The sequence below is a fragment of the Tahibacter sp. genome (assembly GCF_032229445.1).
GTDB lineage: Bacteria > Pseudomonadota > Gammaproteobacteria > Xanthomonadales > Rhodanobacteraceae > Tahibacter.
The window spans coordinates 66,671-92,477 of the sequence record NZ_JAVTWC010000032.1 but is presented as its reverse complement, the minus strand read 5'-3'; the positions used below and the strand labels follow the sequence as shown (position 1 = coordinate 92,477).

The window sequence follows — 25,807 nt, the reverse complement described above, 5'->3', positions numbered from 1 at the left end:
TCGGTGAACGTGGCCGTGAGGCCGCTCGTGCTGCTGCTGAAGTTCGCCACCGGCGGAACGTTGGCCGGCGGCGTGCCCGAGCAGACCGGACGCGTGCCGCAGGCGATGCCGTGGGCATTGAACGCGTCCCAGATGCGGCAGGCATTCGGCGTGCCGTTGGCGAGGTTGCCGTCGTTGTCGTCGGCAGCCAGGTACACCGTGTACCAGTTGTTGGAACCACAGCCGTCGACCTGGGCATTGACGTTGCAGGTACCGCCCGAGGCAACGCGGTAGGCCGACTTGGATGAGGTCAGGCTGGCGTACCAGATCTTGTCCATCTGCGCCCAGCCGGCGCTCGAACCGTGCGCGGACACGAGGGCCTGCGCCAGATCCCAGTTGGCGGAGCCGGCGATATGGCTTTCGCAGTGCCCCTGATAACCCATCGGGCCACGGTAGGGCTGGCCGCTGGTGGTGGAATACGGGCAGGCGTAGCGGTCGCAGTTGAGACCGTTGTTGTCAGCGATCGTCGACGGCTTGGCGATGGTGTGGTTGCCCTGCAGGCTGAACGCCTTGAGATGGCGCACGCCCGTGCAGGCATCTTCGCAGTTCGCGCAGACCTGGCCGGACGCATAGAAGCCCGGCCCGATACAGGCGTCCTTGGTTTCAAGGAACGCGAAGGTATCGCCGACGGCTTCGCCGCTGGCGTTTTCGCTGGCAGCACCGCCACTGTTGGTGTCCATGCCATGGCCCCACTCGTGCAGGAACACCGCCGGCAGTTCGCCGGTATTCGCGCAGGTGATGGTCGAGTCGGTCGGATGCACGCCGGACTTGAAGAAGTTGACCGTGCTGCCGTTCCAGTTCGCATTGCAGGTCTGGTTGACGTTCATGTTCGCGGTCACCTTGGAGGCGATCCACGAATTGCTGGGCAGATAGATCGCCGCCTTGCGGTTGATCTTCGTCAGGTAATAGAAACCGGTGCGCGACGCGCGCGTGTTGCCGCCGCCTCCGGTGGCGGTGCTGCCGCAGTCCGTGCTCGGATCGGTGCCCAGGTGCAGGTTGCCATCGGTCGAGTTCGACAGCGAGATCGAGCCGCAGGTGTCGACCATCCTGAAGTACTTGCCGTCCAGCGCCGTGCTGGCGGCGGCGCCGGAGTAGTCGTAGATGCCCAGCGCATCGGTGACCTTGGCGCTGCCGTTCGTGACTGCCGCGAACGGCAGGCCGACGATGGTCTCAGGTCCTGTGTTGAGGCCGAGGAACACGCCGCCGTCGACCGTCGCGGCGGCATACGTGGTCAGGTCGCGAATCTCGATGACGCGGTTGGTCTTGGCGTCGACGAGCAGGTCGAAGTTGGGCTGCTCACCCTTGAGCTTGAACTGATAGTGCCAGGCCAGGCGGTGTGAGTAGCCGGAGCCGCGGGCTCCGGTATACGCAGTGCCGCTTTCGAAGCGGCTCTCGGCGGCCAGTGGCAGCAGCAGCAGCTCGCCCGGCTGCATCATCGACTCGACGCCGACACCGGCCGGCAGGCCAAGCTCGCTGAAGCCGACGTCGAAGGCCTTGTCGGCGCTGGAAACCGGAATCGTGTCGGTGCCGACGCGCGCGATCAGGTTGCTGCCGAACTGCACGATGTTGCCGTGGGAAATGCGGAAAAACAGGTTGGCACCGCGCACCGGCACGCCGTTCTTCGACTGCTGGAGTTCGATGAACCAGTGGGTATTGTCCTTGCCCTGCGCGACGCTGCTGTCGAGATCGAGCTGGAATTCCAGCCCGTCCGTCTTGAGCAGGCTGCTGTTCGCGGCGATGAATTCGAGCAGGCGCGATTCGACCACGGCCAGGTCGATGACCGAACCGCGTGCGAGGCCGATGTTCTCCGCCTGCAGCGCATTGCCGTTGCCCGGAATCAACGCGATGCCCGAACCCTGGATCAGGTTCGGCCGGTCGCCGCGGGTGTCCCAGCGCATCTCCCATTCGCCCGCATAGCGGCGCTGGAAATCGGCGGCCGCCGGATGGGTGTCCATCCGTGCGTTCAGGCGCACGGTCGGCTGCAACTCGGGCTGTACGGTGAGCTCGGGCGCCACGAACGCGCGCGTGATCAGTTGACGGGTGCCGCCCTCCGGCGGTGGCTGGATGGCGTAGACCGAACCGGCGGTGACCAGCCCCAGCAGCAGCAATGCCCCCAACCAGCCAGGGCCACCACGGCGGTGTCGTGCGACGCGACGGCCGCCAAACGAAAACTGATTCATGAACCTCTCCCTCCAAGAAGATCTCGATGACTGGAAGCGACAGCCCAGGCGCCGCGACGGCGTTCTCTGACGGCCCCCCGGCCGTGCGAGCGGCCGGCGGCACGCTGCCGGGATTGTCCGGACAGCAGCTGGCGCCGCACGAACCTCGGTTGTCCGACGGCGCGGCGCAAGGCGGAAAAGGTCGTTGATATATCTTCTTGCGTAACTGACTGAATAATCGGAAATATTATTCAGCCCCGCGAGAGACCACTGACCGGCGCACGCGCCTTTCCGTCACGCTGCGGCGGCACGCTGCGAAGCCCATCCTCGTGGGAGTGGCGCCGTCCGCGACGGGACACACACTGCCGTTGGTGCTTTCCTCGCGCCGTCGTCCGCCGCTGGGCGGAAGGCTGCGACCCTCGCGAGCACACACGCGACATCCACACGGCCGGCTCTATACACGGGGCATGGACTGGCGCTACGAGTTGTACGTATTTCCGCTCGAGGCGCTCTGGCGCGTGTCGATACTCGACGAGCACGCACCTGCGCCTGAGCATGTGCGCGACTTCGGCTCACGGGCCGAGGCGGTGGACTACGCCAAGGGGCTCGCGCAAACGCTGGCCAGCACCGGCGAACGGGCGCGAATACGCCTGCGCGATGCGGATGGCGAACGTGTGATCTGGTCGCTGCCGGGCGGAAAAGGCGGGTAGCAAAACCTGACGGCCGCAGGCGACTTTCCATTGCGCGACCCGACTGCGCGACCGCAAGCATCCGGTATTGCCGCCGCGAGGCACCAGACAGGCCCTCGGCGGTCAAGCAACCGATCGGCTGTGGCGCCCACAGCAGCCAATAGCGTAGTCACAACTGATTTTTGCGCTGCAGCAATCACCCGTCGGCGCGGCTCGCTCAGGCGCGGATCGCGCGGTCCGCCGCACACTCGCGCCGCACGAGGCGCAGGTTGGTGCCGACCGTCGCGACGGCCTTGATGATCTGCTCGGGCGTCACGCCCCACTGGGTCGCCCAGTAGGTCAGTTCCCACTTCGAGGACAGGTCGATGCGATCGGTGCTCTGCGCCGGCAAGCGCAGCGACGAGACAGGGGATAGACGCGCATTCATGACGCTTTCTCGCGCGATGGCAGGGCTGGGAGCGCAGATATACGCGGCTTCAGGTTAATGCGCCGTCATCGTTGCGCGCGCTGCTCGGGCCGCCATTTCCCGCCTCGGCCCCGGTGGCTGCGAGCCGAGTCGGGACAGCGGCGGGTGCGGCACTGTGACGTGACAGGATTTGCCGCCGCACCGCGTACTATCACGCACCCGGGCCGGTCTGAGGCCCATGGATTTCCTGTGTGGGGGGTCGATCATGAAAATCCGGTCTTTGAGCCTAGTCCTGTCCCTGTTGCTGGCCGGCGGTGCGCAGGCAGCCGTCACCCTGGAAACCTCGAGCGAGGCACTGCGTGCGGATCCCGCTGCGGCGCCAGCGCCGCAGCACTGGCGCAGCGGCGCCAAGTCCGCAGCCGAGGCACCACTGCTGCAGCTGCCGGCGCTCGCCGCCGAGCGCGTCGCGGCGGTCAAGCGGCGCAATCAGATGGAAGGCCAGCGTCGCGTGCAGATCGGCATCAGCCGTGCCATCGCCAGCGAGGCAGTCGATGACCTGCCGCAGGCGGCGCTGCATCAGGTCGACGGCGGAGCCGTGCTGCGCCTGGATGTCGCATCGATCGGCGCGGCGTCGCTGCGCAGCGGCCTGCGTGCCGCGGCATGGCCCGATGGCGTGGAACTGCGCGTCGCCGGTGCCGACGGGGTCATCTTTTCCGTGGACGCAGCCGCGGCGCGCGCGCAGGCCGGTGCCGACGGCGTGTTCTGGAGCGCGGTCACCGACGGCGAGCGCCAGCAGCTCGAACTGTTCATTCCCGCGCCTATCGATCCGGCCGGCGTCGCGCTGCACGTCGATGCGCTGTCGCACCTGCTGGTCTCACCGCAGCGCGAGGGCGTAAGCAAGGCACTCGGCGACTCGGGCTCGTGCAATGTCGATGTGATCTGCCGCGCCGGTTCCCTCGGCTCCTCGTTCGTCAGCGCCAAGAACGCGGTCGCGCGCATGGTCTATCAGTCCGGCGGCGGCAGCTTCACCTGCACCGGCACGCTGCTCAACGACATCGACACCAGCAACCAGACGCCGTGGTTCTTCACCGCCCACCACTGCATCGGCACCCAGAGCGAAGCCTCGTCGATGAGCACGTTCTGGAATTACGAGACGCCGAGCTGCGGCGTGGACCAGAGTGGCCCGAACACCCAGGTGACCGGCGGCGGCCAACTGCTGTATTCCCAAGGCAGCACCGACGGCGCGCTGCTGCGCCTGAACAACCCGCCGCCGGCCGGCGCCGTATTCGCGGGCTGGAACGCCAACGCGCTGACCCCGCAGACCCCGGTCACGGCCATCCATCATCCGTCCGGCGACATCAAGAAAGTCAGCCAGGGCAACCATAGCGGCACGCGCGCCAACGTGACCTTCGACGGCCAGACCGTGGGCAGCACCTGGAAAGCCTCCTGGAGCGAGGGCACGACCGAAGGTGGCAGTAGCGGCTCGGGCCTGTTCACGATCGAGGGCGGCGGCAGCTACCAGCTGCGTGGCGGCCTGTACGGCGGCGGCGGCGCCTGCAGCAACACCGGCCAGAGCGAAGCCGCCGGCAATGTGGATTTCTACTCGCGCCTCGACCTGATCTTTCCGGCCATCGAGCAGTACATCGCCAATGCCGGCAGCGGCGTCGGCGCCACACGCGACTACACCGGCCTGTGGGACGTGCGCAGCGAAGGCGGCCGCGGCATCAGCATGTTCAAGTTCGGCGATGTGCTGTTCGCGGTCTGGTTCGTCTATGACAGCCAGGGCCGGGCGTCGTGGTACCAGCTCGACCCGCAATGGACCGGCACCGATGTCGCCAGCGGCCGCGTCGTGCGTTTCAGCGGATCGCCGTGGGGGCCGAACTACAACCCGGATGCGCGCGCGCTGACCCAGGTCGGTACGTTCACGCTGACCTTCACGTCGGCCACGCAGGCCAACTTCAGCTACAACGTCGACGGCGTGAACCGCACGGTTCTGCTGCAGAAATACTGATCCGTCCAGCGCGCCGGCAGCGGCATCCACCGTTTGCTGAGAAAAGGGCGAAAGCCCCTTTCTCAGCAAACGGTGCGAGCGTAGCCGGCCGACGTTCTCCGAGCCGGCGGTTGCTCAACACCCTGCCGGCCCCGTCGCCGGCTGCAGCTTCGCCGCGAGCCCCCCGGCGCGGCGGATCGGGTTTGCGAGCGCGGCTTCGATGACCTCGGGCAGCGCGCAGATCTCGACGCTGTGTTTCGCGCGCGAGATGCCGGTGTAGAGCAACTGGCGCGACAGGATGCGCTGGGCCGGATCCGGCGGCAGCAGCACGGCGGCATGGGCGTATTCGGAGCCCTGGCTCTTGTGCACGGTGATCGCGAACGCCCCTTCATGCGCCGGCAGGCTGTCCGGTGACAGCGCGCGTGCGCTGGCTTCGCCGTTCGCGGCGGACGCTTCGAACCATACGCGCAGGCGGCCGTTGGCGTCCGCCAGGCACAGGCCGATATCGCCGTTGAACAGGCGCTGGCCATAGTCGTTGCGCGTGATCAGCACGGCACGGCCGGCGTACCACACGGTTTCCGGCGTCACGTTCCATTGCAGCTTCAGTTCGCCCTCGATTGCCGCGTTCAGCGCGAGCGCGCCGAAGCTGTCTTCGCGCAGCGCGCAGAGCAGCTGGCGCTGGGTGAGCGCCTGCAGCGCGGCCAGCGCCTGCTGGGCCGGCTCGACGGGCAGCGGCTCGAACAGCGAGGGTTGATAGGGCAGCCCGGCTTCGCCGCCGGCGCCTGGCGCGGCCGATGCTTTCGCGTCGGCGAAGAGCGGAGCGTGGCTGTCCGCCAGCGTCGGCCGCAGCGGCAGCACGGCGAGGGCCGTCGCCCACTGCCGTGCGAACGCGCGCAGCGCCGCGGCGTCGGAGAGGGGTCGCAACACGGCACGCGGCGCGGCGGCCGCGAGGGCGGAGCCGAACGCCGCGCCGTCGCCGATGCGTACGGCCTGGTTGAGTACGACGAGTTCGCGCTGCGCGCGGAAGCTGTGTTCCAGGCGCACGAGTTCCGGCGCGCGTTCGCGCTCCAGCGCGGCGACCAGATCCATGAGCACCGAGCCTGCGGCGACCGAGGTGAGCTGGTCCGCATCGCCGAGCAGGATCAGCGTCGCATCGTCGCGCACCGCGTCGAGCAGGCTGCGCAGCATCGCCAGATCCATCATCGAGGCTTCGTCGATCACCACGATGTCGGCCGCGACCGGCCGCGACCGGCCGCGCGTGAAGCGGTTGCGGCGCGGGTCGAAGCCGAGCAACCGGTGCAGGGTCAGCGCCTCGTGTTCCGGGATCTGCGCGAGCAGCGGCTGCCAGTCGGCCGGCAACGCGGCCGCGCCGGACTGCAATGCCGCCTTGCCGCTGCGCAGGGATTGCAGCAGGCGTTGCGCCGCCTTGCCGGTCGGCGCGGCGAGCTGGATCAGTGGCGGCGTCGCGGCACGCCGCTGCAGCATCAGCAGCAGCCGCAGCACGGTCGTGGTCTTGCCGGTGCCGGGCCCGCCGGTGAGCACGAACAGGCGCCGTCCGACCGCCGCGGCAACTGCGTCGCGCTGGCGCTGTGCGGCGGGCTCATCGCGCGGGAACAGCACGGCGAGATCGGCAGCAACGGCGCCCGCATCGGCGACCACCGCCGCGCCGCGGCGCTGCGCGACACGCGACGCGATCGCGACCTCGTGCGCATGGTTGCGCCACAGCGCGAAGCGCGCCTGCGCATCGATCACGAACGGGACCAGCACCTGGCCGTCACCGACCAGCGGCTCGCGGCGCAGCGCGTCGACCTGCGCCGCGGACAACCCGGGCATGCCGTGCCGCCCGGCGTCTTCGCCGGCCAGCGGCAACGCCGCATCGCCAAGACCATCGGCAAGGCTGGCCCAGCCGGCCACGTCGGCGAGCAGATCCGAACCGCCGTGCACACGTACCCAATGGGACAATGCGCGATCGAGCGGTCGCCAGGCTTCAGGCAGATCGGCCTCGCCCTCGCGCAGGAATCGGTACAGGCTCACGCGCGGCCTCCGAGCACCGCATCGACCGCGTCGAGCAGCGTCGCATCGAAGCGGCGGCGCCAGACGCCGAGCCCGTGTGCCAGGCCGCAGGCACGCACGAACAGGTAGATCGACTCGCCCAGGTGACGCGCGCGGTCGTAGTCCGGCAGGCGCTGGCGCAGGTAGCGTTCCAGCGCCACCGTATAGAGCAAGGCCTGGAAGCCGTAGTGATGCTCGTCCATCGCCGCGGCCAGGCGCCCGGGTGCGTAGTCGGCCAGGCCATCGCCGAGGTAGTTGGTCTTGTAGTCGAGCACATGGAAGCGACCCGCGTGCTCGAAGATCAGGTCGATCTTGCCGCTCATGAGGCCGACCAGCGTGGTACCCGGCAGGGTCGTCGGCAACAGCCCGGCCTCGCCGTGGCGCGTGCAGGCCTCACGCAGCGCACGCAGCGACACCGCGTCGAGCACGAACTGGAAGGCCATCTCGGCGCGCTGGCGCACAGGTTCCAAGGTAAACAACGTGGCATCGCCAGCCAGTGGCACGTCGAGTGCGCGCTGGATCATCGTCGCGAGCGCGTCGACCGCGGCGTCGACCGCGGCGCTGCCGCCCGGCACCTTGACCGCGTTCTCGCGCAGGCTGGTCGCGATCAATTCGTGCTGCGCATCGAGCGCGACGCCGGGTTCCCGGCGTTCGAACACCGCGTGCACGGCATTGCCGAAGTCCGCGCCGCGCAGATGCGCCAGCACGGCGATGCGCGCGTCCGCGGTCGCGGCGGGCTCGACCGGCAACAGCGGCGCCAGCGCGTCGTCGCGGGCAGCGTTCTCGTCGTCTGCCGCGGTTTCTTCCTGGGCGCCGCGACTTCGGCCAGCGACCAGTGCGGTAAAGCTGTACGTGTGTTCCAGCACCGGCCGTGGCGGTTCGTGCCGCGCCGAGAGCTGCCGCAGATCCGGCGCCGTCGCCGTGGCGTAGCGCGCCTCGGGCCATGCCCAGTCGTCGGCGCGCCAGGCGAGATGCGGCGCGGCCTGCGCCAGCGGCCGGTCCGGCGTCGCCGCCTGCAGCCGCGCGATCGTCGCATCGAGCGCCGAGCGGTCCGGATCGAGGCACGGACCAGCGTTGGCGCGCGCATCGCGCGGGCGCTGCGGTGGCAACGCGTAGACATGGCACGCGTGCTGCGCGCGCGTCAGCGCCACGTAGAGCACGCGGAATCGTTCTTCCTGGTCTTCTTCGCGCACCTGCTGCAGGGCCTGTGCGCGCCCGCCCGCGAGTTCAGCCACGCGCAAGCCGGTGGCCGCATCGTAGGACAGCGGCAGGGCAGGTTCGCGTCCGCCGTGATCCCACATCAGCGGCAGGATGACGATCGGGAACTCCAGGCCCTTGCTCGCGTGCAGCGTGAGCAGGCGCACGCGGCGCGCGTCGGACTCCAGGCGCAGCTGCAGCTCGTCGGCCGCGTCGCCGCCGTCTGGCGATTCGCGCTGCTGCGCAAACCAGGTCAGCAGTTGTTCCGCGCCAGCGACGGATTCGCTCTGCGCCTGCAGCAGTTCGCCCAGATGACGCAGGTCGGTCAGCGCGCGCTCGCGCTCTGACAGGCGCGGCAGGCCGGCAGCCAGATCGGCCGAGAGCTGCAGCACCACGTCGAGCACGCCGTGGCGCTGCCATTCGCGCCGCAGCGCCTCGAAGCGCAGGCGCTGGAGCTGCCACGCCTCGACGTCGTCGCGCAGATCGGCAAGGTCGGCATAGGTCTTGCCGCCGAAGCGCGTCGTCAGCGCTGCACGCAGCGCCGCACCGTCCTGGGCATGCTCCACTGCGTACAGCACGAGCTGCAGCTCGCGCGCGAGATCGGTCTCGAACACGCTGCGCTTGCCGGCGCCGACGCAAGGCACGCCGCGTTGCTGCAACAGTTCGCGCAGGCGTTCGATCTGCTGGTTCTTCGGCACGAGCACGGCGATGTCGCCGGGCTGCAGCGGGGCATCGCCAATGCGCGCGCCGGACTGCAGCAGGCCGGCGATCTGTCGCGCGCAGGCCTGCAAGGCGTGTTCGCGGCGCCGCTCGAGGCTGTGCGGATCATCGCCGCAGTAATGCACCTGCAACGGCTGCGGCAACGGCATGCCGCCGGAATCGGCGTACGCGCCGCGACGGCCGGCGGCGTGCACCGGCGCGTAGGCGATCGGATGCTGCGGCTGCATGCTCAGCACGGGGCCGGCCAGCGCGTACAGCTCATTCAGGGCCGCAACGTAGGCGGCTGACGAGCGCCAGTTGGTATCGAGCGTCAGCACCTCGTCCGCACTCGCCGCCGCGGTCAGGTAGGTATGGATGTCGCCGCCGCGGAAGCGGTAGATGGCCTGCTTGGGATCACCGATCATCACCAGCCGGCCGCGGACGCTCCCCTGCGCCTCGCGATAGATCGCATCGAGGATCGCGTACTGCTGCGCGTCGGTGTCCTGGAATTCGTCGACGAGCGCGACCGGCCACTGCGCGCGCAGGCGCGAAGCCAGCGGCCCGGCCGGATCGCGCAGCGCCAGCGCCGCGCCTTCGATCAGCATGTTGAAGGTCAGGCGCGCTTCGCGCAGCAGGTGATCGCGGCGGCGCGTCAACAGGCGCAGGCGATAACGCTCCAGCGCGTCGGCCTTGCTTGCCGCACCGGCGCGGCCGCGGCGCTGCAGCGCGTCGAACAGCGCATCGAGCCGGTTGCGCAGCGTCGCGTCGCCGAGGAACGCGGGCTTGAGCTGCGCCTCGAGCGCGTCGACGTGCTTGAGGATCGCTTCCTCGTCGAAGGCGTCGAGCGCGTCGGCCTCGCTCGCCTCGATGAACCGGTGCAGCGCTGTCAGCAGTGCGGAATTGGATCGCTTGAACGACTCCGGCTGCGCCACGATGGCACGCGCCTCGTCGAGCCGCTGCAGCCACTGCTGTGCGGACGGTGGCGCCTCGACCGGACCGGTACGCACACCGACGCCGGGCGCGAGCACCGTGCGCAGCGCATCGCGCAGCGCCGCGCGGCCGCCCGCGGCCCAGAGCCGGTCGCCGGCGTCGAGCGGTTCCTCGCGCTGCATGAGATCGCGCCACAGGTCGTCGACCAGCAGCTCCAGTACGCCGGACTCGGCGATCACCTCACCGGCGGCGAACGCGCTGCCGCTCTCGACTGGAAAATCCGCGAGGATGCGCCGGCACAGGCTGTGCAGGGTGCCGATCGGCGCGAGATCGAGTTCGCTCTGGGCCAGTCTCAGCCGCACGAGGTCGGTCCTGGCCTGCGCCGGCGCGTCGCGCCAGCGCGCGGCGAGCCAGCGCGCGTCCTCGCCGCTCTCGTCCGGCGGCGCCTCGCGCGCAGCCTGTTGCGCCGCCGCCTCGGCCCACAGTAAGCGCGCGCGCAGGCGGTCGCGCAGTTCCTGCGCCGCCGCGTCGGTGAAAGTGCTGACCACGATCTGCCGCGGCGTATACGGCGTCTCGCCTTCGAGCAGCAGGCGCAGGTAAAGCACCGCGATGGTCCAGGTCTTGCCGGTGCCGGCACTGGCCTCGATGAGGCTGCGACCGGCCGTGGCCAGGTCGAGCTCGCGCCAGTTCGACACGCGCCGCGGCGACGTCATGCTGCCGGCTCCGCATCGAGCTGGATCAGCGCGTGCAGCTCGCGCGCGACGGCAACGAGTTCGTCCCACGCCGGCGTGTCCGGTTCGAGTTCGCTGCCGCTCGCGAACAGGCGCGCGTAGCCCGGCGCGTAATCGCGTTCGCCGGCCTGGTGCGATCCGCCGATCCAGCTGTGCAGCACCTTGCCGGCGTCGCCGTCGTGCTCGGCGGCAATCCAGCTCGTGCGCGGGAAGTACCACAGCGGCCGTTGCAGAGCGCGCGCGTAGATCCACAGCACGCCGCCGGCGCGGCGCAGCAGGTCGTCACGATGGCGTTCACGCGCCTGCGCATCGCTGCGGTGAAACGCATCCAGTGCTGCGTCGTTCCAGGCATCGAGCGAGTCCTGCCATGCGCTGTCGCGCCCCGCGCCCGGCAGCAGCACGCGTACCGGCCGCAGCGCGGACCATTGCGCCAATTGCAGCAGCGCCCATTCCAGGAACAGGCCGACGCGCGCGCTGAAATCGAGACGGGCGTTCCTGCGTGGCGGAAACAGGTCGAAAATCCAGTCGACGCCGCCGCTGCGATAGGCGCGCGTGAGTTCTCCCTGCAGACGCAGCCCCGCGACATCGAGATCGATGGCAAGCGGCAGGCGCTGCGGCGGCCCGGCATCGAACAAGGTGGACTGCGCGGCCTCGGCGAGCAGTTCGCCCACCTGCTCGCGCTGCTGCCGCCAGGCCAGTTCGCCCGCGCGCACCGGCGGCCACAACCCGCCATGACGCAGCCAGTCGGGCGGCAGCAGCGGCGGCTCGAGACTGCCGTTGGCGGCGGTATCGAAGAACAGGCGCTGCGCGACACGGTCGATGCGCGCGAACTCCGGATCCAGCGGTTCGCTGTCGGCGAGCAGGTCGGACTTCAGCGCGTCCAGGCGCAGCCCCAGCCGATGCAGCAGGTGTTCGGCGGGACGGCGGAAGTAATCCAGCACGTTGGCGAACAGTAGCGTCGCGGGCGCCGCCGCCAGGATGGCCGGTGTCGCGTCGAGGAACGCCGGCACCGCGCTGCCGTGTTCGCGCAGCAGCGCGATCCCGTCACCGCGATAGGAGAACAGGCGCGGATCGCTCGCATCGAAATAACGCGCGTCGAACGGCTGCAGCGGATGCCGCACGAGCCACGGCCGCGGCGCGTCGTGCTCGTCGCTACCGCGCAGGCCGTGGCTTTCGTCGAGCAGCGCGAGCAGCTCCGCGAGCGGCGCCGCGGGATTGCGCGGCTTGCCGTCGCGCACGCCTTCGCCGATGTAGCTCAGGTGCAGCGCATCGCGCGCGGCCATGACGGTTTCGAGGAACAGATAGCGATCGTCACTGCGCACGTCGCGATCGCCGAGGCGGCGATGCGCGGCCATCAGATCCAGTCCCGCATCCGAACCGGCGCGCGGGAACTCACCGTCGTTGAGGCCGAGCACGGCGACGACGCGGAACGGAATCGCGCGCTGCGGCACCATGCCGCAGACCGTCATGCCGCCGACGAGGAAGCGCTGCCGCTCCGACAGCGCGAGCAGGCGTTCGCGCAGCACTTCGCGCACGACGCCGAACTCGATCTCCGCATCGACTCCCGCATCGCCGGCTTCCGACGCGAGGCTGCGCACGACGCGGCGCAATTCGGCCAGCGCGGCCACCGCCGCGGCATCGGCGAAATCGATGCGGAACAGGGTGTCGACGAGCGCCTCGCAGCGTCGCGACCACGCGCTCAGGCTGCGCCGCTGCTGCGCATCGCGACAGAGCTGGGCCAGTAGCTGCAGCAGCCGGTCCAGCGCGCCGAGCACGTCCGCCTGCACCCCGTGCACGCCTTCGACCGGCACGAGCACGCTGCCGTCGGGCAGCGTCAGCGCCTGCGCTTCGCCCTCCCCTTCGTTGCCCAGCACATAGCCTGCAAGCAGCCGGTCCATGCCCCAGGCGAAGGTGTGCTCGGCGATCGGCGGCACGCCGAGGCGGGCGCGGAATTCCGGATCCAGCGCCCAGGCCACGCGGCTGCGCGCGATCCAGCCGGACAGCAGCTGCACGCCAGACGCATCGAGCGCGAGCGCACGCGCGATCTCGGCCACGCCGAGCAGGTCGAGCACCTGCGCGGCGCTCAGGCGAGTCTGAGGCAGATCGACCAGGCTCGCGAACGCGAGCAGCAGCGGATGACCCTGCATCACCGGCACGTCGGCCAGGTGATACGGCAGCGCGCCCTGCGCGCGACCGGGTTCACCGAATACCGCCGGCAGCAGCGCGACATAGGCCTGGATGTCCGGCGCCATCACGACGATGTCGGAAGGCTTCAGGTCGGGATGTTCCTCGCGCTCGCGCAGCAGCGCGTCGCGCAGTACTTCGAGTTCACGCAAGCGCGTATGGCAGGCATGTACGCGCAGGCTGCGGTCGGCGAGTTCCGTCGCGACGTCCGCCGTCAGCGGCTGCAGCAGCGTCGTGTCGAGCTGGCGGATGCTGTCCTGCAGGCGCGCGAGGCGGACCACCGCACGCGCCGGGCGCTCGTCCTCGCTGTGGCGGATGTCGACGCCGACGTCCTCGGCACCGGCCAGGGCGAGCACGAAATGCTGGCCGAGCCGGCCCCAGCTCGCGAGCAGCGGATGGCCGATGCCAAGGAATTCCTGCTCCGAGGCGTCGGAGAACGCGCCCAGGCGCGCGAGCCCGGCGAGGTAGTCACGCTCGGGCTGCAGCCCGGCCCAGTATTCGCGGCAGGGATCGGGCACGTAGAGCACGACCGGCCGGCGCCGCGCGACCGCGCGCAGCGTCGCGAACTCGGTCGGCGCGAGATGACTGATGCCGAACACATGCAGCGGCTCGTCCGGCAATGTTCCTTCTGCGACATTGTCCAGTCTGTTCATCAGCGCGTTCAGGCGTTCGCCGCGGTGCGGCTGGCCGATGTCGTCGCGCAGACGCCGCCACAGCGGCGCCAGGAAGGTCGGCTCCGGCACGCTGTCGCGTCCGGCCAGCCACGCGGCGAGCCAGTCCGGCCGGTAGACGAGGTAGCGCGTATAGATCGCAGCGATGCGATCGGCGAGCTGGAAGCGCCGCCGCGGCGCGTCGACGCCCTGCAGGTAGCGGCGCACGGCGAGATCGCCGATTTGCGGCAGCAGTTCGTGGATGCGCCAGCGCAGCGCTTCGCGCCGGTATGGACGCAGCGCGACGACAGACTCGCCGAGCAACTGGTGCGCGAGCCGGTCGAGCCACGCGCTGGGCAGGGAGATCTCGAGATTCGCCGCGATCCCAGCCGGGCCGCGCTGACGCGCGAGCGCACGCGCGAGCCACTGGCGGATGCCCGGATGCGCGGCGATCACGTCGTATGGCTGCAATGGCTGTGCCGGCGGCGCCGCGTCCATCAGGCTCAGCAGCAGCGGCAGCAGCGCCTCCAGCCGGCTGGCGCGATAGACGAGGATTCCCTGCTGCATGCGGCTGCGCGACGCCCGGTGTGCAAACCCGCAGCCTAGCGCAACGCGACGTGGCAGCGCGACGACGGCGCGGTGGAACGGCCACGCGTCGCGGCCTTTATGAAGCCGGTGTCATCGCCCAATCGCGGGTCAACCGGCGAAATTCGACGAGCGCCTGAACGTCATGCCGGCTGCGTACCACAGGGTCCGCGGCCGAGACAGGCACCTGAACCACCGGCGGACCTGTGCGGTCGAGCAGCATCCGGCGGGGGCCGCGGCGAACCCTTATTCGTGATCGCGAGCGCTCTCGCTGGTGTCGTTGCCATCCCGGTCGTCGCGATCGCCGTCGCCGAAACGGTCGCCGTCCTCGCGCGCGGCATCATCCTGTTCATGTCCGCCGTCGATGGGCGTCGTGCCGTCGCGTGCGGCGCTGCGGGCGGCCGCCTTGTCCCAGCGGTTCTTGATCGGGTTCGCGGTCTCGGCCAGTCCGGCCGATTGCACGAGGCTGGTCTTCACCTCGTCCGGCAGATCGGCCCAGTGGCAGTCGTTGAGGGCGCCCTGCATGGCATAGAGCAGGTTGAGGCTGGGGCGGAAGCCCGCGCGCTTGACCTTCATGAAAGTCTCGATGACGCCGACGTTGCGCAGATCCTCGATCGTGCGCACGCCGACCTGACGCAGCCAGGCGGCCGATTTCGGTCCGACGTTGCGAATTTTCTCGTTGCTTGCCATGTATTCCCCCGGAAGCGATTTTCGGTGCCGGAGCGCCGGCATTCCCTTGGTGGTCGTGCGTCAGGCGGTCTCGCGCAACGAGGCCAGGAACAACTGGCACAACCGTTCCATGCCGAGCCGGTCGTCTTCGTCGAAGCGCGCCGGCAGCGGACTGTCCACATCCCAGACGCCGATGAGGCCGCCGCTCGCATCGAACAGCGGCACCACGATTTCCGAACGCGAAGCCGCGTCGCAGGCGATGTGGCCTGGGAACGCATGCACGTCGGCGACGACCTGGGTCTGCCGCGTCGCCGCAGCGGTGCCGCAGACGCCCTTGCCGAGCGCAATGCGCACGCAGGCGGGCTTGCCCTGGAACGGTCCGACCACGAGTTCCGTGCCGTCGAAGAAATAGAAACCGCACCAGTTGAGGCCGTCGAGACTGTGGAAGACCAGTGACGCGAAGTTCGCGGCATTGGCGATGCGGTCGCGCTCGCCGTGCAGCAACCCGCCCATCTGTTCGCTCAACCCCTGGTACAGCTCGGTCTTGTTGGCGGCAGCCAGCGGTGCGGCATCGAACATGAGAGGTTCCGGGGTCGGTCGGACGGCTAGTGTAAACGACCACCGATGCCTTGGATTCGACCGCCTCAGGGATCGACGATGACCTTGGTGCCGGCGATGTGATCGTGCAGGCAGCGCCGGTCAGCGCGGAAGATCAGTAGCGGGTTGAGCAGACCGATGACGACGCCTACTGCGACAATCGGAATCTGGCCGATGACCCGCAGCACCAGATAGCGCAGCACGAGCAGACGCCACAGCGGCGGCTTGTTGCCTTTGAGGTCGACGATGCGGATTTCCAGCAGGCGCTTGCCCCAGGTCTGGCCGCTCTGGTGCAGCGGCCACCCTTGCACGAGAACGAAAACGGTAAAGCCGATGGCTGCCCATAGGATTATCGTGCCGGTCGGCATGCCATAGCCGCTGCGGCTGGCGTTGATGAAGGCCGGCAGAAAACCCCCAAACCACTGGATGGGCAGCACGATCGCCATCAGCAGCAGCCCATCGAGGATCGCCGCCCCGAGCCGCACCCCGCGACCCGCCAGCGCATCAGGCGGACCGTTGAACGCATCGGCGATGCGCGTCGTGGGATTGGCGTAGGGATTGTTCTCGTCCATGGCCGGCTCCTGGCAAGTCGACCGAGTCTGCCGCGACCAACGTCGGCCCGCCAGCCTCGCGGCGCGATGCGATACTGCGCGTTCGCGTCGCGGCCGCCGCCGCAGGGAACCGATCAAGGCATGCCACGCAGCGTCTTCATCACCGGCACCGACACCGGCATCGGCAAGACCCAGGCAAGCGTTGCGCTGCTGCGCGCGATCGAGGCACGCGGCCATCGCGCCGCCGGCATGAAGCCCGTCGCGAGCGGCTGCGAATGGATCGACGGCCGCTGGAGCAACGAGGACGCGCGCGCGCTGCGCAGCGCCACGCGGCTGCAGCCGCCGTATGCGCTGACCAATCCCTATCCGCTGCGCGACGCGGTCGCGCCGCACCTCGCCGCGGCCGCGCAGGGCATCACGCTCGAACTCGAACCAATCCAGGCGGCGTATGAAGCCCTGCGTGCGGAGACGGACTGCGTCGTCGTCGAAGGCGCCGGCGGCTGGTGCGTACCGCTGTCGGCCGCGCTGATGCAGGCAGACATCCCGAGCGCGCTGGCGCTTCCCGTCATCCTCGTCGTCGGCCTGCGCCTGGGCTGCATCAACCACGGGCTGCTCAGCGCACGCGCGATCCGCGCCGACGGCTTCGAGCTGCTGGGCTGGATCGGCAACGTCATCGATCCGCAACAGCCGCTGCAGGCCGACAACGTGCTGACCTTGCGCGATCGCCTGGATGTGCCCTGCCTGGGCCTGCTTCCGCACGGGCCGGTCGACGCGGTGCGGCTCGACGATGCGCTGGCCGCGCTCGGCGCCGCGCCGCTGGCGCGGCGGCGCTGAGCGAAGTAAGCCCTCCGGCCCGTTGGGCGTTCAAGGCAGCCAGAACCTGCGGTTCTGAGCGGTTGTCTTTCACCCCCTTGAAGGGGAGGGCTTTTTCCCCGCCGCCGCACCTTGTCCGCCGCGACACCGCCTCGCGACCGCCACGACTTCCGGCATGCGCCGCTGGGATACTTTGTCGCAATACTGATGCGTTGTAGGCTGCCTGCAGCCTGTGTGCGGTGTCCTGGGGACGCCTCGCCATGGAAGATCACGCATAGCCGGAGCATGTCATGCCGCGCATCGTTCGCCCGTTCCGCGTTTCCCTTTCCCTGTTGACACTCGCGGTTGCGAGCGCGGTGTCGACGACCGCGTACACGCAGGGTCCGCCCGGTGGCGAAATGCCGCCGACCACGGTGGAAGCATCCCGGCCGCGCGTCGAATCCGTCCACGAAACCCTGGCCGCCGTCGGCACGCTGCGTGCCGAGGAAGCGATCACGGTGCGCCCGGAAGTCGTCGGACGCATCGAGGCCGTGCTGTTCGACGAAGGCCAGAAAGTCGCCAAGGGCGCGCCGCTGTTCCGCCTCGATGCGAGTCTCGTACAAGCCGACGTCGCCGAGGCGCTGGCCAACGCATCCAACAGCGACCGCGAACTCAAGCGCGCGCAGGAACTGTCGCAGCGCAAGCTCATCGCTCAGGCGGACGTGGACACCAAGCGCGCCCAGGCCGCCGTCGACGGCGCCAAGCTCGCCTCCAACCGCACGCGCCTGGGCAAGACCGAGATCCGCGCGGCATTCGCCGGCACCACCGGTCTACGCAAGGTCAGCCCGGGCGAATACGTCAACATCGGCGACGCGCTGGTCGACCTCGTCGCGCTCGACACGCTCAAGCTCGACTTCAGCCTGCCCGAGGTGTATCTGGGCCGCTTTCGCCCAGGACAGAAGATCAGCATCGTCGTCGATGCGCAGGGCACGAAGCGCTTCGACGGCGAGGTCTATGCGGTCGCGCCGCAGGTCGATCTGGCCACGCGCTCGGTCACGCTGCGCGCACGCGTGCCGAATGCGGACGGCAGCCTGTTCCCGGGCCAGTTCGCCAAAGTCGCGCTGGAAATCGGTTCGCGCGAGAACGCGCTGCTCGTGCCGGAACAGGCGCTGTGGCCCCAGGGCGACAAGCAGCAGGTCTACGTCATCCGTGACGGCAAGGCGGAACTGATCGAGGTCAAGACCGGCCTGCGCAAACCCGGCTTCGTCGAGATCGTCAGCGGCATCACGGCGGACGACGAGGTCATCAGTGCCGGGCAGATGAAAATCGGTCCCGGCGCGAAAGTGCAGACCGCGCAGGCCGCCGCGGCGGCGCAGCCGCCTCCGCCCGGGCCAGCGAAGTAAGGACCGCGCGCCATGATCCTTTCCGATATCTCCATCCGCCGGCCGGTGTTCGCCACGGTGGTGAACCTCGTCATCCTGCTCGTCGGCGTGATCTGCTACGAACGTCTGGCCGTGCGCCTGATTCCCAAGGTCGACACGCCCGTCGTCACGGTTGCGACGACCTATCCCGGGGCCAGCGCCCAGGTGGTCGAGTCACAGATCACGACACCGATCGAGGAACAGCTCTCGGGCATCGAGGGCATCGACTACATCGGCTCGGTGTCGCGCGAGGAATCCTCGCAGATCACCGTGCGCTTCCGCCTCGATCGCGATCCGGACTCGGCCGCCGCCGACGTGCGCGACCGCGTCGCGCTCGCGCGTGACTTCCTGCCGCAGGAGTCGCGCGAACCCGTCGTGCAGAAACAGGAAGCCGACGCGCAGCCGATCATCTACCTCGCGTTCTCGTCGGACCGCCACACCGAACTCGAAATCGCCGACGTCGCCGAACGCCTGGTCAAGGACCGCGTGCAGAACATCGCCGGCGTCGCCCAGGCGCAGGTCTACGGCAACAAGTACGCGATGCGCGTGTGGCTGGATCCGGCGCGACTGGCGGCCTACTCGCTGACCCCTGCCGACGTCGAGACCGCGCTGCGCAAGCAGAACGTGGAAATACCGGCCGGCCGCATCGAGAGTACGCAGCGCGAATTCGCCGTGCTGTCGGAAACCGACCTGAAGACGCCCGAACAGTTCGGCGCGATCGTGCTGCGCACGGGTGCCGACGGCTATGCGGTGCGCATCCGCGACGTCGCGCGTGTGGAGCTGGGCGCCGACCAGGCGCGCTTTCGCGCGCGCTACAACGGCCGCACCGCCGTGCCGCTGGGCGTGGTCAAGCAGGCCACCGCCAACCCGCTGGCGATTTCCGAAGGACTGCATACGCTGCTGCCGGAGATCACGCGCACGCTGCCCGAAGGCATGAAAGTGGAAATTGCCTACGATTCCACGATCTTCATCGCCCGCTCCATCAGCGAGGTCTACACCACGATCGCCGAGGCCATGGTCCTCGTCGTCCTCGTGATCTTCCTGTTCCTGCGCTCGGCCCGCGCCACGCTGATCCCGATCGTCACGATCCCGGTCTCGCTGATCGGCGCCTTTGCGGTGATGTACCTGTTCGGCTTCTCGATCAACACGCTGACCCTGCTCGCGATGGTGCTGGCGATCGGCCTCGTCGTCGACGATGCGATCGTGATGCTCGAGAACATCTACCGGCACATCGAGGAAGGCATGCCACCGATGCAGGCGGCGCTCAAGGGATCCAGGGAAATCGGCTTCGCCATCGTCGCGATGACCTTGACGCTGGCCGCGGTGTACGTGCCGCTCGCGTTCTCCACCGGCCGCACCGGGCGCCTGTTCATCGAGTTCGCGTTGACCCTGGCCGGCGCCGTGATCGTGTCGGGCTTCACCGCGCTGACCTTGTCTCCGATGATGTGCTCGCGCCTGCTCAAGCACAGCGAAAAGCACGGCAAGGCCTACGAGTTCGGCGAGAAGGTGCTCAACGGTCTGCAGCGCGGCTACGAAGGCGGCCTGCGCTGGAGCCTGCGCCGGCGCGCCATCGTGTTCGGCGCCGCCGCCGTCGTGTTTGCCGGCCTCGTTTCGATCTTCGCGTTCAAGCTGCTGCCGAACGAACTCGCGCCGTCGGAAGACCAGGGCCTCGTGATCGGGTTCGGCATGGCGCCGGAAGGCGCCACGCCCGACTACACCGACGGCTACGCCAAGCAGATGGAAGCGATGTACGCCAAGATGGACGGCGTCGACCGCTACTTCCAGATCGTCGGCTTTCCCACGGTCACACAGACCGTTGGCTTCGTCGGCCTCAAGGACTGGTCCGAGCGCGCGCCGGCGAGCACCTACCAGGGCATGCTGTTCCCGCAGTTCATGAATATTCCCGGCGTGCTCGCGTTTCCGGTGCTGCCGCCGTCGCTCGGCGCGGACGATTTCGGCCAGCCGATCTCCTTTATCGTGCAGACCACCGGCACCTGGGAAGACCTCGAGAAGATCAGCGACGGCCTGCTCGCGAAGATCCGCCAGAACCCGCAGCTGACCAACGCCGACTCCGACCTCAAGCTCAACAAGCCGCAGCTGCGCATCGAGATGGACCGCGACAAGGTCGCCACCGTCGGCGCCAGCGTCGACGAGGTCGGTCGCACGCTCGAAAGCCTGCTCGGCGGACGTCAGGTCACGCGCTTCAAGCGCGGCTCGGAGCAGTACGACGTCATCGTGCAGGTCGACAGCGAAGGCCGCCGCGTGCCCGAGCAGCTCAGCAGCATCTACGTGCACGGCGCCGACGGCGGCATGATCCAGATGGCCAATCTCGTCAGCGCCAACGAAGCCGTCGCGGCGAAAGAGTTGAACCACTTCAACCGCCTGCGTTCGGCCACGATCAGCGCCGGCCTCGCGCCGGGCTACAGCATGGGCGAGGCGCTGACCTGGCTGTCAGGCGCAGTCAAGCAGGTCGCCGCCGACGCGCAGTACGATTTCTCCGGCCAGTCGCGCGAATTCCGCGAATCCTCGAGTGCCTTTGCGTTGCTGCTCGCGCTCGCGCTGGTGTTCATCTACCTCGTGCTCGCCGCGCAGTTCGAAAGCTGGATCGATCCGCTGATCATCCTGTTCTCGGTGCCGCTCGCCGCGTTCGGCGGTCTGGCCTGCCTCGTGCTCGTGAACTGGGTCGCCGCGACCGGCCTCACCCACCAGGCCGGCAGCTGGAACATCTATACCCAGATCGGCCTGATCACGCTGGTCGGCCTGATCGCCAAGCACGGCATCATGATCGTGGAGTTCGCCAACCAGCTGCAGGAGCGCGGCGCGAAAAAGAGCCAGGCCGCGTTCGAAGCCGCGCGCATGCGCCTGCGTCCGATCCTCATGACGACCGGCGCGATGGTGCTCGGTGCGTTGCCGCTCGCGATCGCCTCCGGTGCCGGCGCCGAGGCGCGGCACCAGATCGGCTGGGTCATCGTCGGCGGCATGAGCTTCGGCACGCTGCTGACCCTGTTCGTGGTGCCCGTGGTCTACGTGCTGCTGGCGCGCAAGCATGTGCCGCAGGAGGACTTCGAGGCCTCATCCATCGCGGCGCACTGAGCTGCCCAAGAGCGGACGGAGGCGGCGCGCCTTCAGCGCGTGTCGCCTCAGCCGGGCTTGTTTGCGATCGCGATGATGGTCGCAAGAGGAATGAAACCGTCGAGCTGCTCGGTGACGTCGAGGGCCTCGAGCCCGTAACTGACGCCGGCCTTACCGAACATCATGCAGCAAAGACCACAACCGACGATCTCGCCGAAGAATGGTATTGGGAACAATAGCCGTCCGATGCTCATGTCGAACAGGTCGTAGGCGATGCAGACGGCGAGTTTGGCTGGCCACATGGTACTTTCCTCGGTCAGGTGAAGGACTTCGGCCCGCCGCAACAAGCAGCGGCGAAGCGAGAGAGTTCGCAGTCAGCGGCGGACATTGGCCAGCCCATGCGACGGCGGCGACGATCCAGGCGGCACATTGGCGCCGGGCACATGCTCTCGGAACAACAGAGCGAACGCGTCGCGCAGCAGTGCGTCCTGCGTCACGACGTTCAGCGAATCGCCGGCACGCTCCGCAATACCGACGCGCTCGAGTGCAGGCAGCCCCCCGTCGTCGTCGGCAATGAACACCGTCTTGTCCTGCAACATGCGCGCAAAGATCCGGTCGACTTCATGCAACACGCCGGGCGAGGTATCCCGCGCGTCGAGCAGCACGGTCGGCGCGATGTCCATGAGGGCTTCCACGACCTCTTGCCAATCGTCGTCGTTGAAAGTGCGCGAATCGAACAGAGCACTGAAGTTCCACCCGGCGAGACCGCCTTCAGCGCCTCCGGACGGCAGATTGCCGGTGTCGAGCAAGGCGGTGAAGTTGAGAATGATGCGGTGCTGTAGCGCATTCAGCAGCTCGAGCCGCAACGGAGACGAAGCCGCGAGGTAGACGACCGAAACTGGAAGATAGATTCTCGATGCAATCGCTGCGGACGTACTCAGCAGATACGCGGCAATGGCGGCGCAGACCCACGGATCGAAAAACAACACGAGCGAGCCGATCGCGAGGCCCGTTGTGCTGTGCGAACGCAACTTGGAGCGCTCGAACTTCACGCGCGAGGTCTTCAGGAACAGCGCATAACTGCGACGACATCGCTCGACGAGGTGAGCGCCATGGAAGCGCCGCATCCAGGCCATCTTCGTGATCACATGCAGCAGATTCAATGCGCTCAACAGAGCGAGCGCAGCGGCCAGTCCGTACGCAAGTACGCGCCAGAGCAGGCCGGCTTGGACCAGCAGCAGCAGCACCGCCGTGACGGCTGTCCAGACCAGTACGAGCGACAGCGCCAGCGGCCAGGTCGGCGCGGTCATCGGCGTGGTGCGCAGTCTCATAAAACCTCGTCGGAAGGGCGGCGACTATCAGCGCTGACGGATACCACGCGCCTGACCCTCTGCCGCGACCGAGCGCAATCTCCCAGCGTTCATCCTTGGGGCCGACATCAGGTATTTGCGGCCCGCGCGTGAGCGACGCCGAACTGCGTCAGGATCAGGACGAACAACCGGTTGCGCGGCAAGTGCCTTACGTTCGAAAGGGGTTACACCCCACACCGCATGGCGCGACGCGACGCGACACAGCGCGGCGCGGCGCGGCAGCACGACTGCACCCGCTTCATGTGTACATATTCCGCATGCCGCACCCGCCCTCGGGGGTATGCCATAGACCTCCAGGCGTGGTGCTAAGGACTGGGGGCAAGCATTACCGTCCCCCCGGGCGGCAAAGAGCAGCGTCCGTCATGCCTGAGTCCACCTCCTCTTCTGCGGCTCGCGCGCAGGGCTCTTCCGCGTGGGCCCGCTCGTCGCGGCCTCTCCGCCGGCCGTGGCGCAGAGCTGCATCGCGGGCATAGTCCTCGCGTATCGACGTTAGTCGGCGTTGCGCTTGAGTGTGCCCGGCAGGCACGCTAGCACTTCGTCAACGCCACCCAAGCGCTGCCGCCTGCCACGCCACAGCGAAGTTTACGAATATTTATGTCCACCTTGTTCAGTTCACTCACCATCGGCGCACTCACGCTAGCCAACCGCATCGTGATCGCGCCGATGTGCCAGTACTCGGCCGAGAACGGCTGTATGACCGACTGGCACACCATCCACCTCGGGCAGCTCGCGCTGTCCGGCGCTGCGCTGCTCACGATCGAGGCCACTGCCGTGCTGCCGGAAGGCCGCATCAGCTTTGCCGACGTCGGCCTCTGGGACGACACGACCGAAGCCGCGATGGCAACGACGCTGGCGCGCGTGCGCCGCTATTCGGACATGCCGATCGCGATTCAGCTTGCACACGCGGGCCGCAAGGCATCGACCGACCTGCCCTGGCACGGCGGAAAGCCGATCGCGCCGGACCAGGTCAACGGCTGGCAGACCGTCGCGCCGTCGGCACTGCCATTCGCGCCGCACTACCCCGCGCCGATCGCACTGGATCGCGACGCGATGAACACCGTACGCGACGCCTTCGCCGCCGCAGCGCGCCGCGCGGCGCGGCTGGGACTCGACGCTGTGCAGCTCCACGCCGCGCACGGGTATCTGCTGCACCAGTTCCTCTCGCCGCTCGCCAACCGGCGCGACGACGCCTACGGCGGCAGCCTCGAGAATCGGCTGCGCTTTCCGCTTGAAGTCTTCGATGCGGTACGCGACGCGTTTTCGCCCGAGCGTCCGGTCAGCGTGCGCGTCTCGGGCAGCGACTGGGTCGACGGCGGCTGGAGCGTCGAGGACACGATCGTGTTCGCGCAGGCACTGGAACGGCGCGGCTGCAGCGTGATCCACGTCTCCAGCGGTGGTGTCGATCCGGCGCAGAAAATTCCCGTCGCACCCGGCTACCAGGTGCCTCTGGCCCGCGCCGTCAAGGCCAACGTCGGTATTCCCGTCGTCGCCGTCGGCCTGATCACCGAGTACGACCACGCCGAAGCCATCGTCGCCAGCGGCGATGCCGACCTCGTCGCTCTCGCCCGCGCCATGCTCTACGACCCGCGCTGGCCGTGGCACGCGGCCGCGCACCTGGGTGCGTCGGTAAAGGCGCCCGCGCAGTATCTGCGCTCGCAGCCGCGGCGCTTTCCGAAGCTGTTCGACGCTCCTTGAACGCCCGGCGAAAGGGATGCGGACGCGCCAGCGTTCAACGCTTCCTGACACTCAGAAACGCCACGGCATCGAGCCGTCCGAAATAGTGCGCTTCCTCCAACGGCGTCGTATCACCGTCGATCACAGTGCGCAACTCGAAATCGGCGCCGTGCCGTGCCAGCAGTTGCAACGTCGGCACGTCGTTGCGAACGGCGGCCAGATGCGCCGCGGTGTAACCATTGATGCCGCGCACGTCCGGATCGGCGCCGCCCTGCAGCAGCAGCTCAATTACCGCGAGCCGGTCGTCCCGAGCGCCATCTATCGCCGAGTGCAGCGGCGTATAGCCTTCGTCGTCGCGAAACCGCAGCGTCACGCCGCGCCCGATCATCCAGTTGAGGGCGAGCAGCGAACCGCAGTCGATCGCATTAGTGATCCAGTGGCGTCCGGTGAAGCCATCGAACGCGTCGGGAAACCCGTCGACGAGTTCGGCCAGCTCCTCGAGATCCGCGACGCTGCCCGAAGCCAGCAAGCGCATGATCTCGTCATAGTCGCGATCGGCGGTATACCGCGGCGTGGCGCACTTGTTCATCGTCCCGTTCCCGCTGACTGGTGACGCGAGTCTGCCATCGTACGGACGGCCATACATCCGCGCCGACCGCGCACATGGACTTCGCCCGGCACCCTGCCTTACCCCGATCACGATCTTGCTAGCATCGCGCGGCTTGCCGCCCGCCCAGGCCACTGCCCATGCCCACCAACCTGCTCGTGCGTCCCTACCGCGACACCGACTGGGGTCGGCTCTGCGTCATCCACGATGCCGCGCGGCTGGACGAGTTGCGCCAGAGCGCCGGCGTCGCCGCGTTCCTGCCGCTGACCCAGGCCGCGGAAAACGAAGGGCTGTTCGACTACACAGTGTGCGTCGCCGAGGCCGATGGCCGCGTCGATGGTTTCGTCGCTTTCAGCGACGACGAGCTCGCCTGGCTCTACGTCGATCCCGCCTGCTATCGCCGCGGCATCGGCCGCGCGCTCGTACGGCATGCGGTCAACAGCGCGCCCGGACCGCTGACGGTCGAAGTGCTCGAAGGCAACGAGGCCGCGCTGCGGCTGTATCTCGACGAAGGCTTTCGCCAGCTGCGCCGTGTCGAGGGACGCATGGCGGGTAACGATGCGTTCCCCGCCGTTGCGCGGGTACTGAGGCACATGCCATCCGTTTCGCGCGCATGAATTGCCCTGGGCCGACCGACGGCGGGGGCACAGCTTCAGCAGGTGTGCGCGGACTCACGCCGCTCGTCGCCGCGACGCTGCGGTGGAATCGACGCGCCACGGTCGAGCTGTACAAAGAAACGCCCC

Annotated in this window: 18 protein-coding genes; 7 read left to right on the top strand and 11 right to left on the bottom strand. The window is 68.5% G+C overall.

The features are described from left to right. Positions 1-2,219: hypothetical protein (locus tag RUU78_RS07320; protein WP_313915132.1), on the bottom strand; the 2,219-nt coding region annotated here is incomplete at its 3' end. A gap of 446 nt (positions 2,220-2,665) precedes the next feature. Between RUU78_RS07320 and RUU78_RS07315 the strand changes: the two genes are divergently transcribed. After that, the gene (locus tag RUU78_RS07315) at positions 2,666-2,908 is read left to right on the top strand and encodes a hypothetical protein (RefSeq protein WP_313915130.1); all 243 of its coding nucleotides are present in this window, start codon (positions 2,666-2,668) and stop codon (positions 2,906-2,908) included. A 196-nt stretch (positions 2,909-3,104) separates the two neighbouring features. Here RUU78_RS07315 and RUU78_RS07310 read toward each other — a convergent pair whose 3' ends face one another. Then, the gene (locus tag RUU78_RS07310) at positions 3,105-3,314 is read right to left on the bottom strand and encodes a DUF3606 domain-containing protein (RefSeq protein WP_313915128.1); all 210 of its coding nucleotides are present in this window, start codon (positions 3,312-3,314) and stop codon (positions 3,105-3,107) included. A gap of 244 nt (positions 3,315-3,558) precedes the next feature. Between RUU78_RS07310 and RUU78_RS07305 the strand changes: the two genes are divergently transcribed. Then, the gene (locus tag RUU78_RS07305) at positions 3,559-5,304 is read left to right on the top strand and encodes a trypsin-like peptidase domain-containing protein (protein WP_313915126.1); all 1,746 of its coding nucleotides are present in this window, start codon (positions 3,559-3,561) and stop codon (positions 5,302-5,304) included. A 114-nt stretch (positions 5,305-5,418) separates the two neighbouring features. Here the strand turns inward: RUU78_RS07305 and recD are convergent, their stop codons facing one another. From recD to RUU78_RS07275, 6 genes are all read right to left on the bottom strand, one after another. Then, positions 5,419-7,317, bottom strand: a complete 1,899-nt coding sequence (recD, locus tag RUU78_RS07300; protein WP_313915124.1) for an exodeoxyribonuclease V subunit alpha — start codon at positions 7,315-7,317, stop codon at positions 5,419-5,421. Then, complete coding sequence (locus tag RUU78_RS07295; protein WP_313915122.1) at positions 7,314-10,874, bottom strand: UvrD-helicase domain-containing protein; 3,561 nt, start codon at positions 10,872-10,874, stop codon at positions 7,314-7,316. Before RUU78_RS07295 ends, recD begins: the two co-directional genes overlap by 4 nt. Next, positions 10,871-14,293 (bottom strand): exodeoxyribonuclease V subunit gamma, encoded by a 3,423-nt coding sequence (gene recC, locus RUU78_RS07290; protein ID WP_313915121.1) that lies wholly within the window; start codon positions 14,291-14,293, stop codon positions 10,871-10,873. The genes RUU78_RS07295 and recC overlap by 4 nt, the downstream gene beginning before the upstream one ends. A gap of 264 nt (positions 14,294-14,557) precedes the next feature. Continuing rightward, positions 14,558-15,001, bottom strand: a complete 444-nt coding sequence (locus RUU78_RS07285) for a TfoX/Sxy family protein (protein ID WP_313915119.1) — start codon at positions 14,999-15,001, stop codon at positions 14,558-14,560. A 60-nt stretch (positions 15,002-15,061) separates the two neighbouring features. Beyond that, entirely contained in the window at positions 15,062-15,559 is a 498-nt protein-coding gene (locus RUU78_RS07280) for a GAF domain-containing protein (RefSeq protein WP_313915117.1), read from the bottom strand. Positions 15,560-15,624: 65 nt separating this feature from the next. After that, a complete protein-coding gene (locus RUU78_RS07275) occupies positions 15,625-16,149 on the bottom strand; it encodes an RDD family protein (protein WP_313915114.1) in 525 nt (174 codons plus the stop codon). Positions 16,150-16,269: 120 nt separating this feature from the next. Here RUU78_RS07275 and bioD point away from each other — a divergent pair, with 120 nt between their 5' ends. From bioD to RUU78_RS07260, 3 genes are all read left to right on the top strand, one after another. Further along, a complete protein-coding gene (gene bioD / locus RUU78_RS07270) occupies positions 16,270-16,962 on the top strand; it encodes a dethiobiotin synthase (protein ID WP_313915112.1) in 693 nt (230 codons plus the stop codon). A 269-nt stretch (positions 16,963-17,231) separates the two neighbouring features. Continuing rightward, positions 17,232-18,323, top strand: a complete 1,092-nt coding sequence (locus tag RUU78_RS07265; protein WP_313915110.1) for an efflux RND transporter periplasmic adaptor subunit — start codon at positions 17,232-17,234, stop codon at positions 18,321-18,323. 12 nt (positions 18,324-18,335) lie between these two features. Continuing rightward, positions 18,336-21,434, top strand: a complete 3,099-nt coding sequence (locus tag RUU78_RS07260) for an efflux RND transporter permease subunit (RefSeq protein WP_313915108.1) — start codon at positions 18,336-18,338, stop codon at positions 21,432-21,434. A 47-nt stretch (positions 21,435-21,481) separates the two neighbouring features. On the opposite strand, the gene RUU78_RS07255 is transcribed toward RUU78_RS07260, so the two are convergent. Both RUU78_RS07255 and RUU78_RS07250 read right to left on the bottom strand, forming a co-directional pair. Then, complete coding sequence (locus RUU78_RS07255; protein ID WP_313915106.1) at positions 21,482-21,715, bottom strand: hypothetical protein; 234 nt, start codon at positions 21,713-21,715, stop codon at positions 21,482-21,484. Positions 21,716-21,787: 72 nt separating this feature from the next. Further along, a complete protein-coding gene (locus RUU78_RS07250) occupies positions 21,788-22,744 on the bottom strand; it encodes a hypothetical protein (protein WP_313915105.1) in 957 nt (318 codons plus the stop codon). A 633-nt stretch (positions 22,745-23,377) separates the two neighbouring features. Here RUU78_RS07250 and RUU78_RS07245 point away from each other — a divergent pair. After that, positions 23,378-24,478: an NADH:flavin oxidoreductase/NADH oxidase gene (locus RUU78_RS07245; protein ID WP_313915103.1), complete on the top strand. Its 1,101-nt coding sequence runs from the start codon at positions 23,378-23,380 to the stop codon at positions 24,476-24,478. 34 nt (positions 24,479-24,512) lie between these two features. Here the strand turns inward: RUU78_RS07245 and RUU78_RS07240 are convergent, their stop codons facing one another. Beyond that, the gene (locus tag RUU78_RS07240; RefSeq protein ID WP_313915100.1) at positions 24,513-25,199 is read right to left on the bottom strand and encodes an ankyrin repeat domain-containing protein; all 687 of its coding nucleotides are present in this window, start codon (positions 25,197-25,199) and stop codon (positions 24,513-24,515) included. A 5-nt stretch (positions 25,200-25,204) separates the two neighbouring features. On the opposite strand from RUU78_RS07240, the gene RUU78_RS07235 reads away from it, so the two are divergent. After that, positions 25,205-25,681: a GNAT family N-acetyltransferase gene (locus RUU78_RS07235; RefSeq protein WP_313915098.1), complete on the top strand. Its 477-nt coding sequence runs from the start codon at positions 25,205-25,207 to the stop codon at positions 25,679-25,681. Positions 25,682-25,807 lie beyond the last annotated feature (126 nt).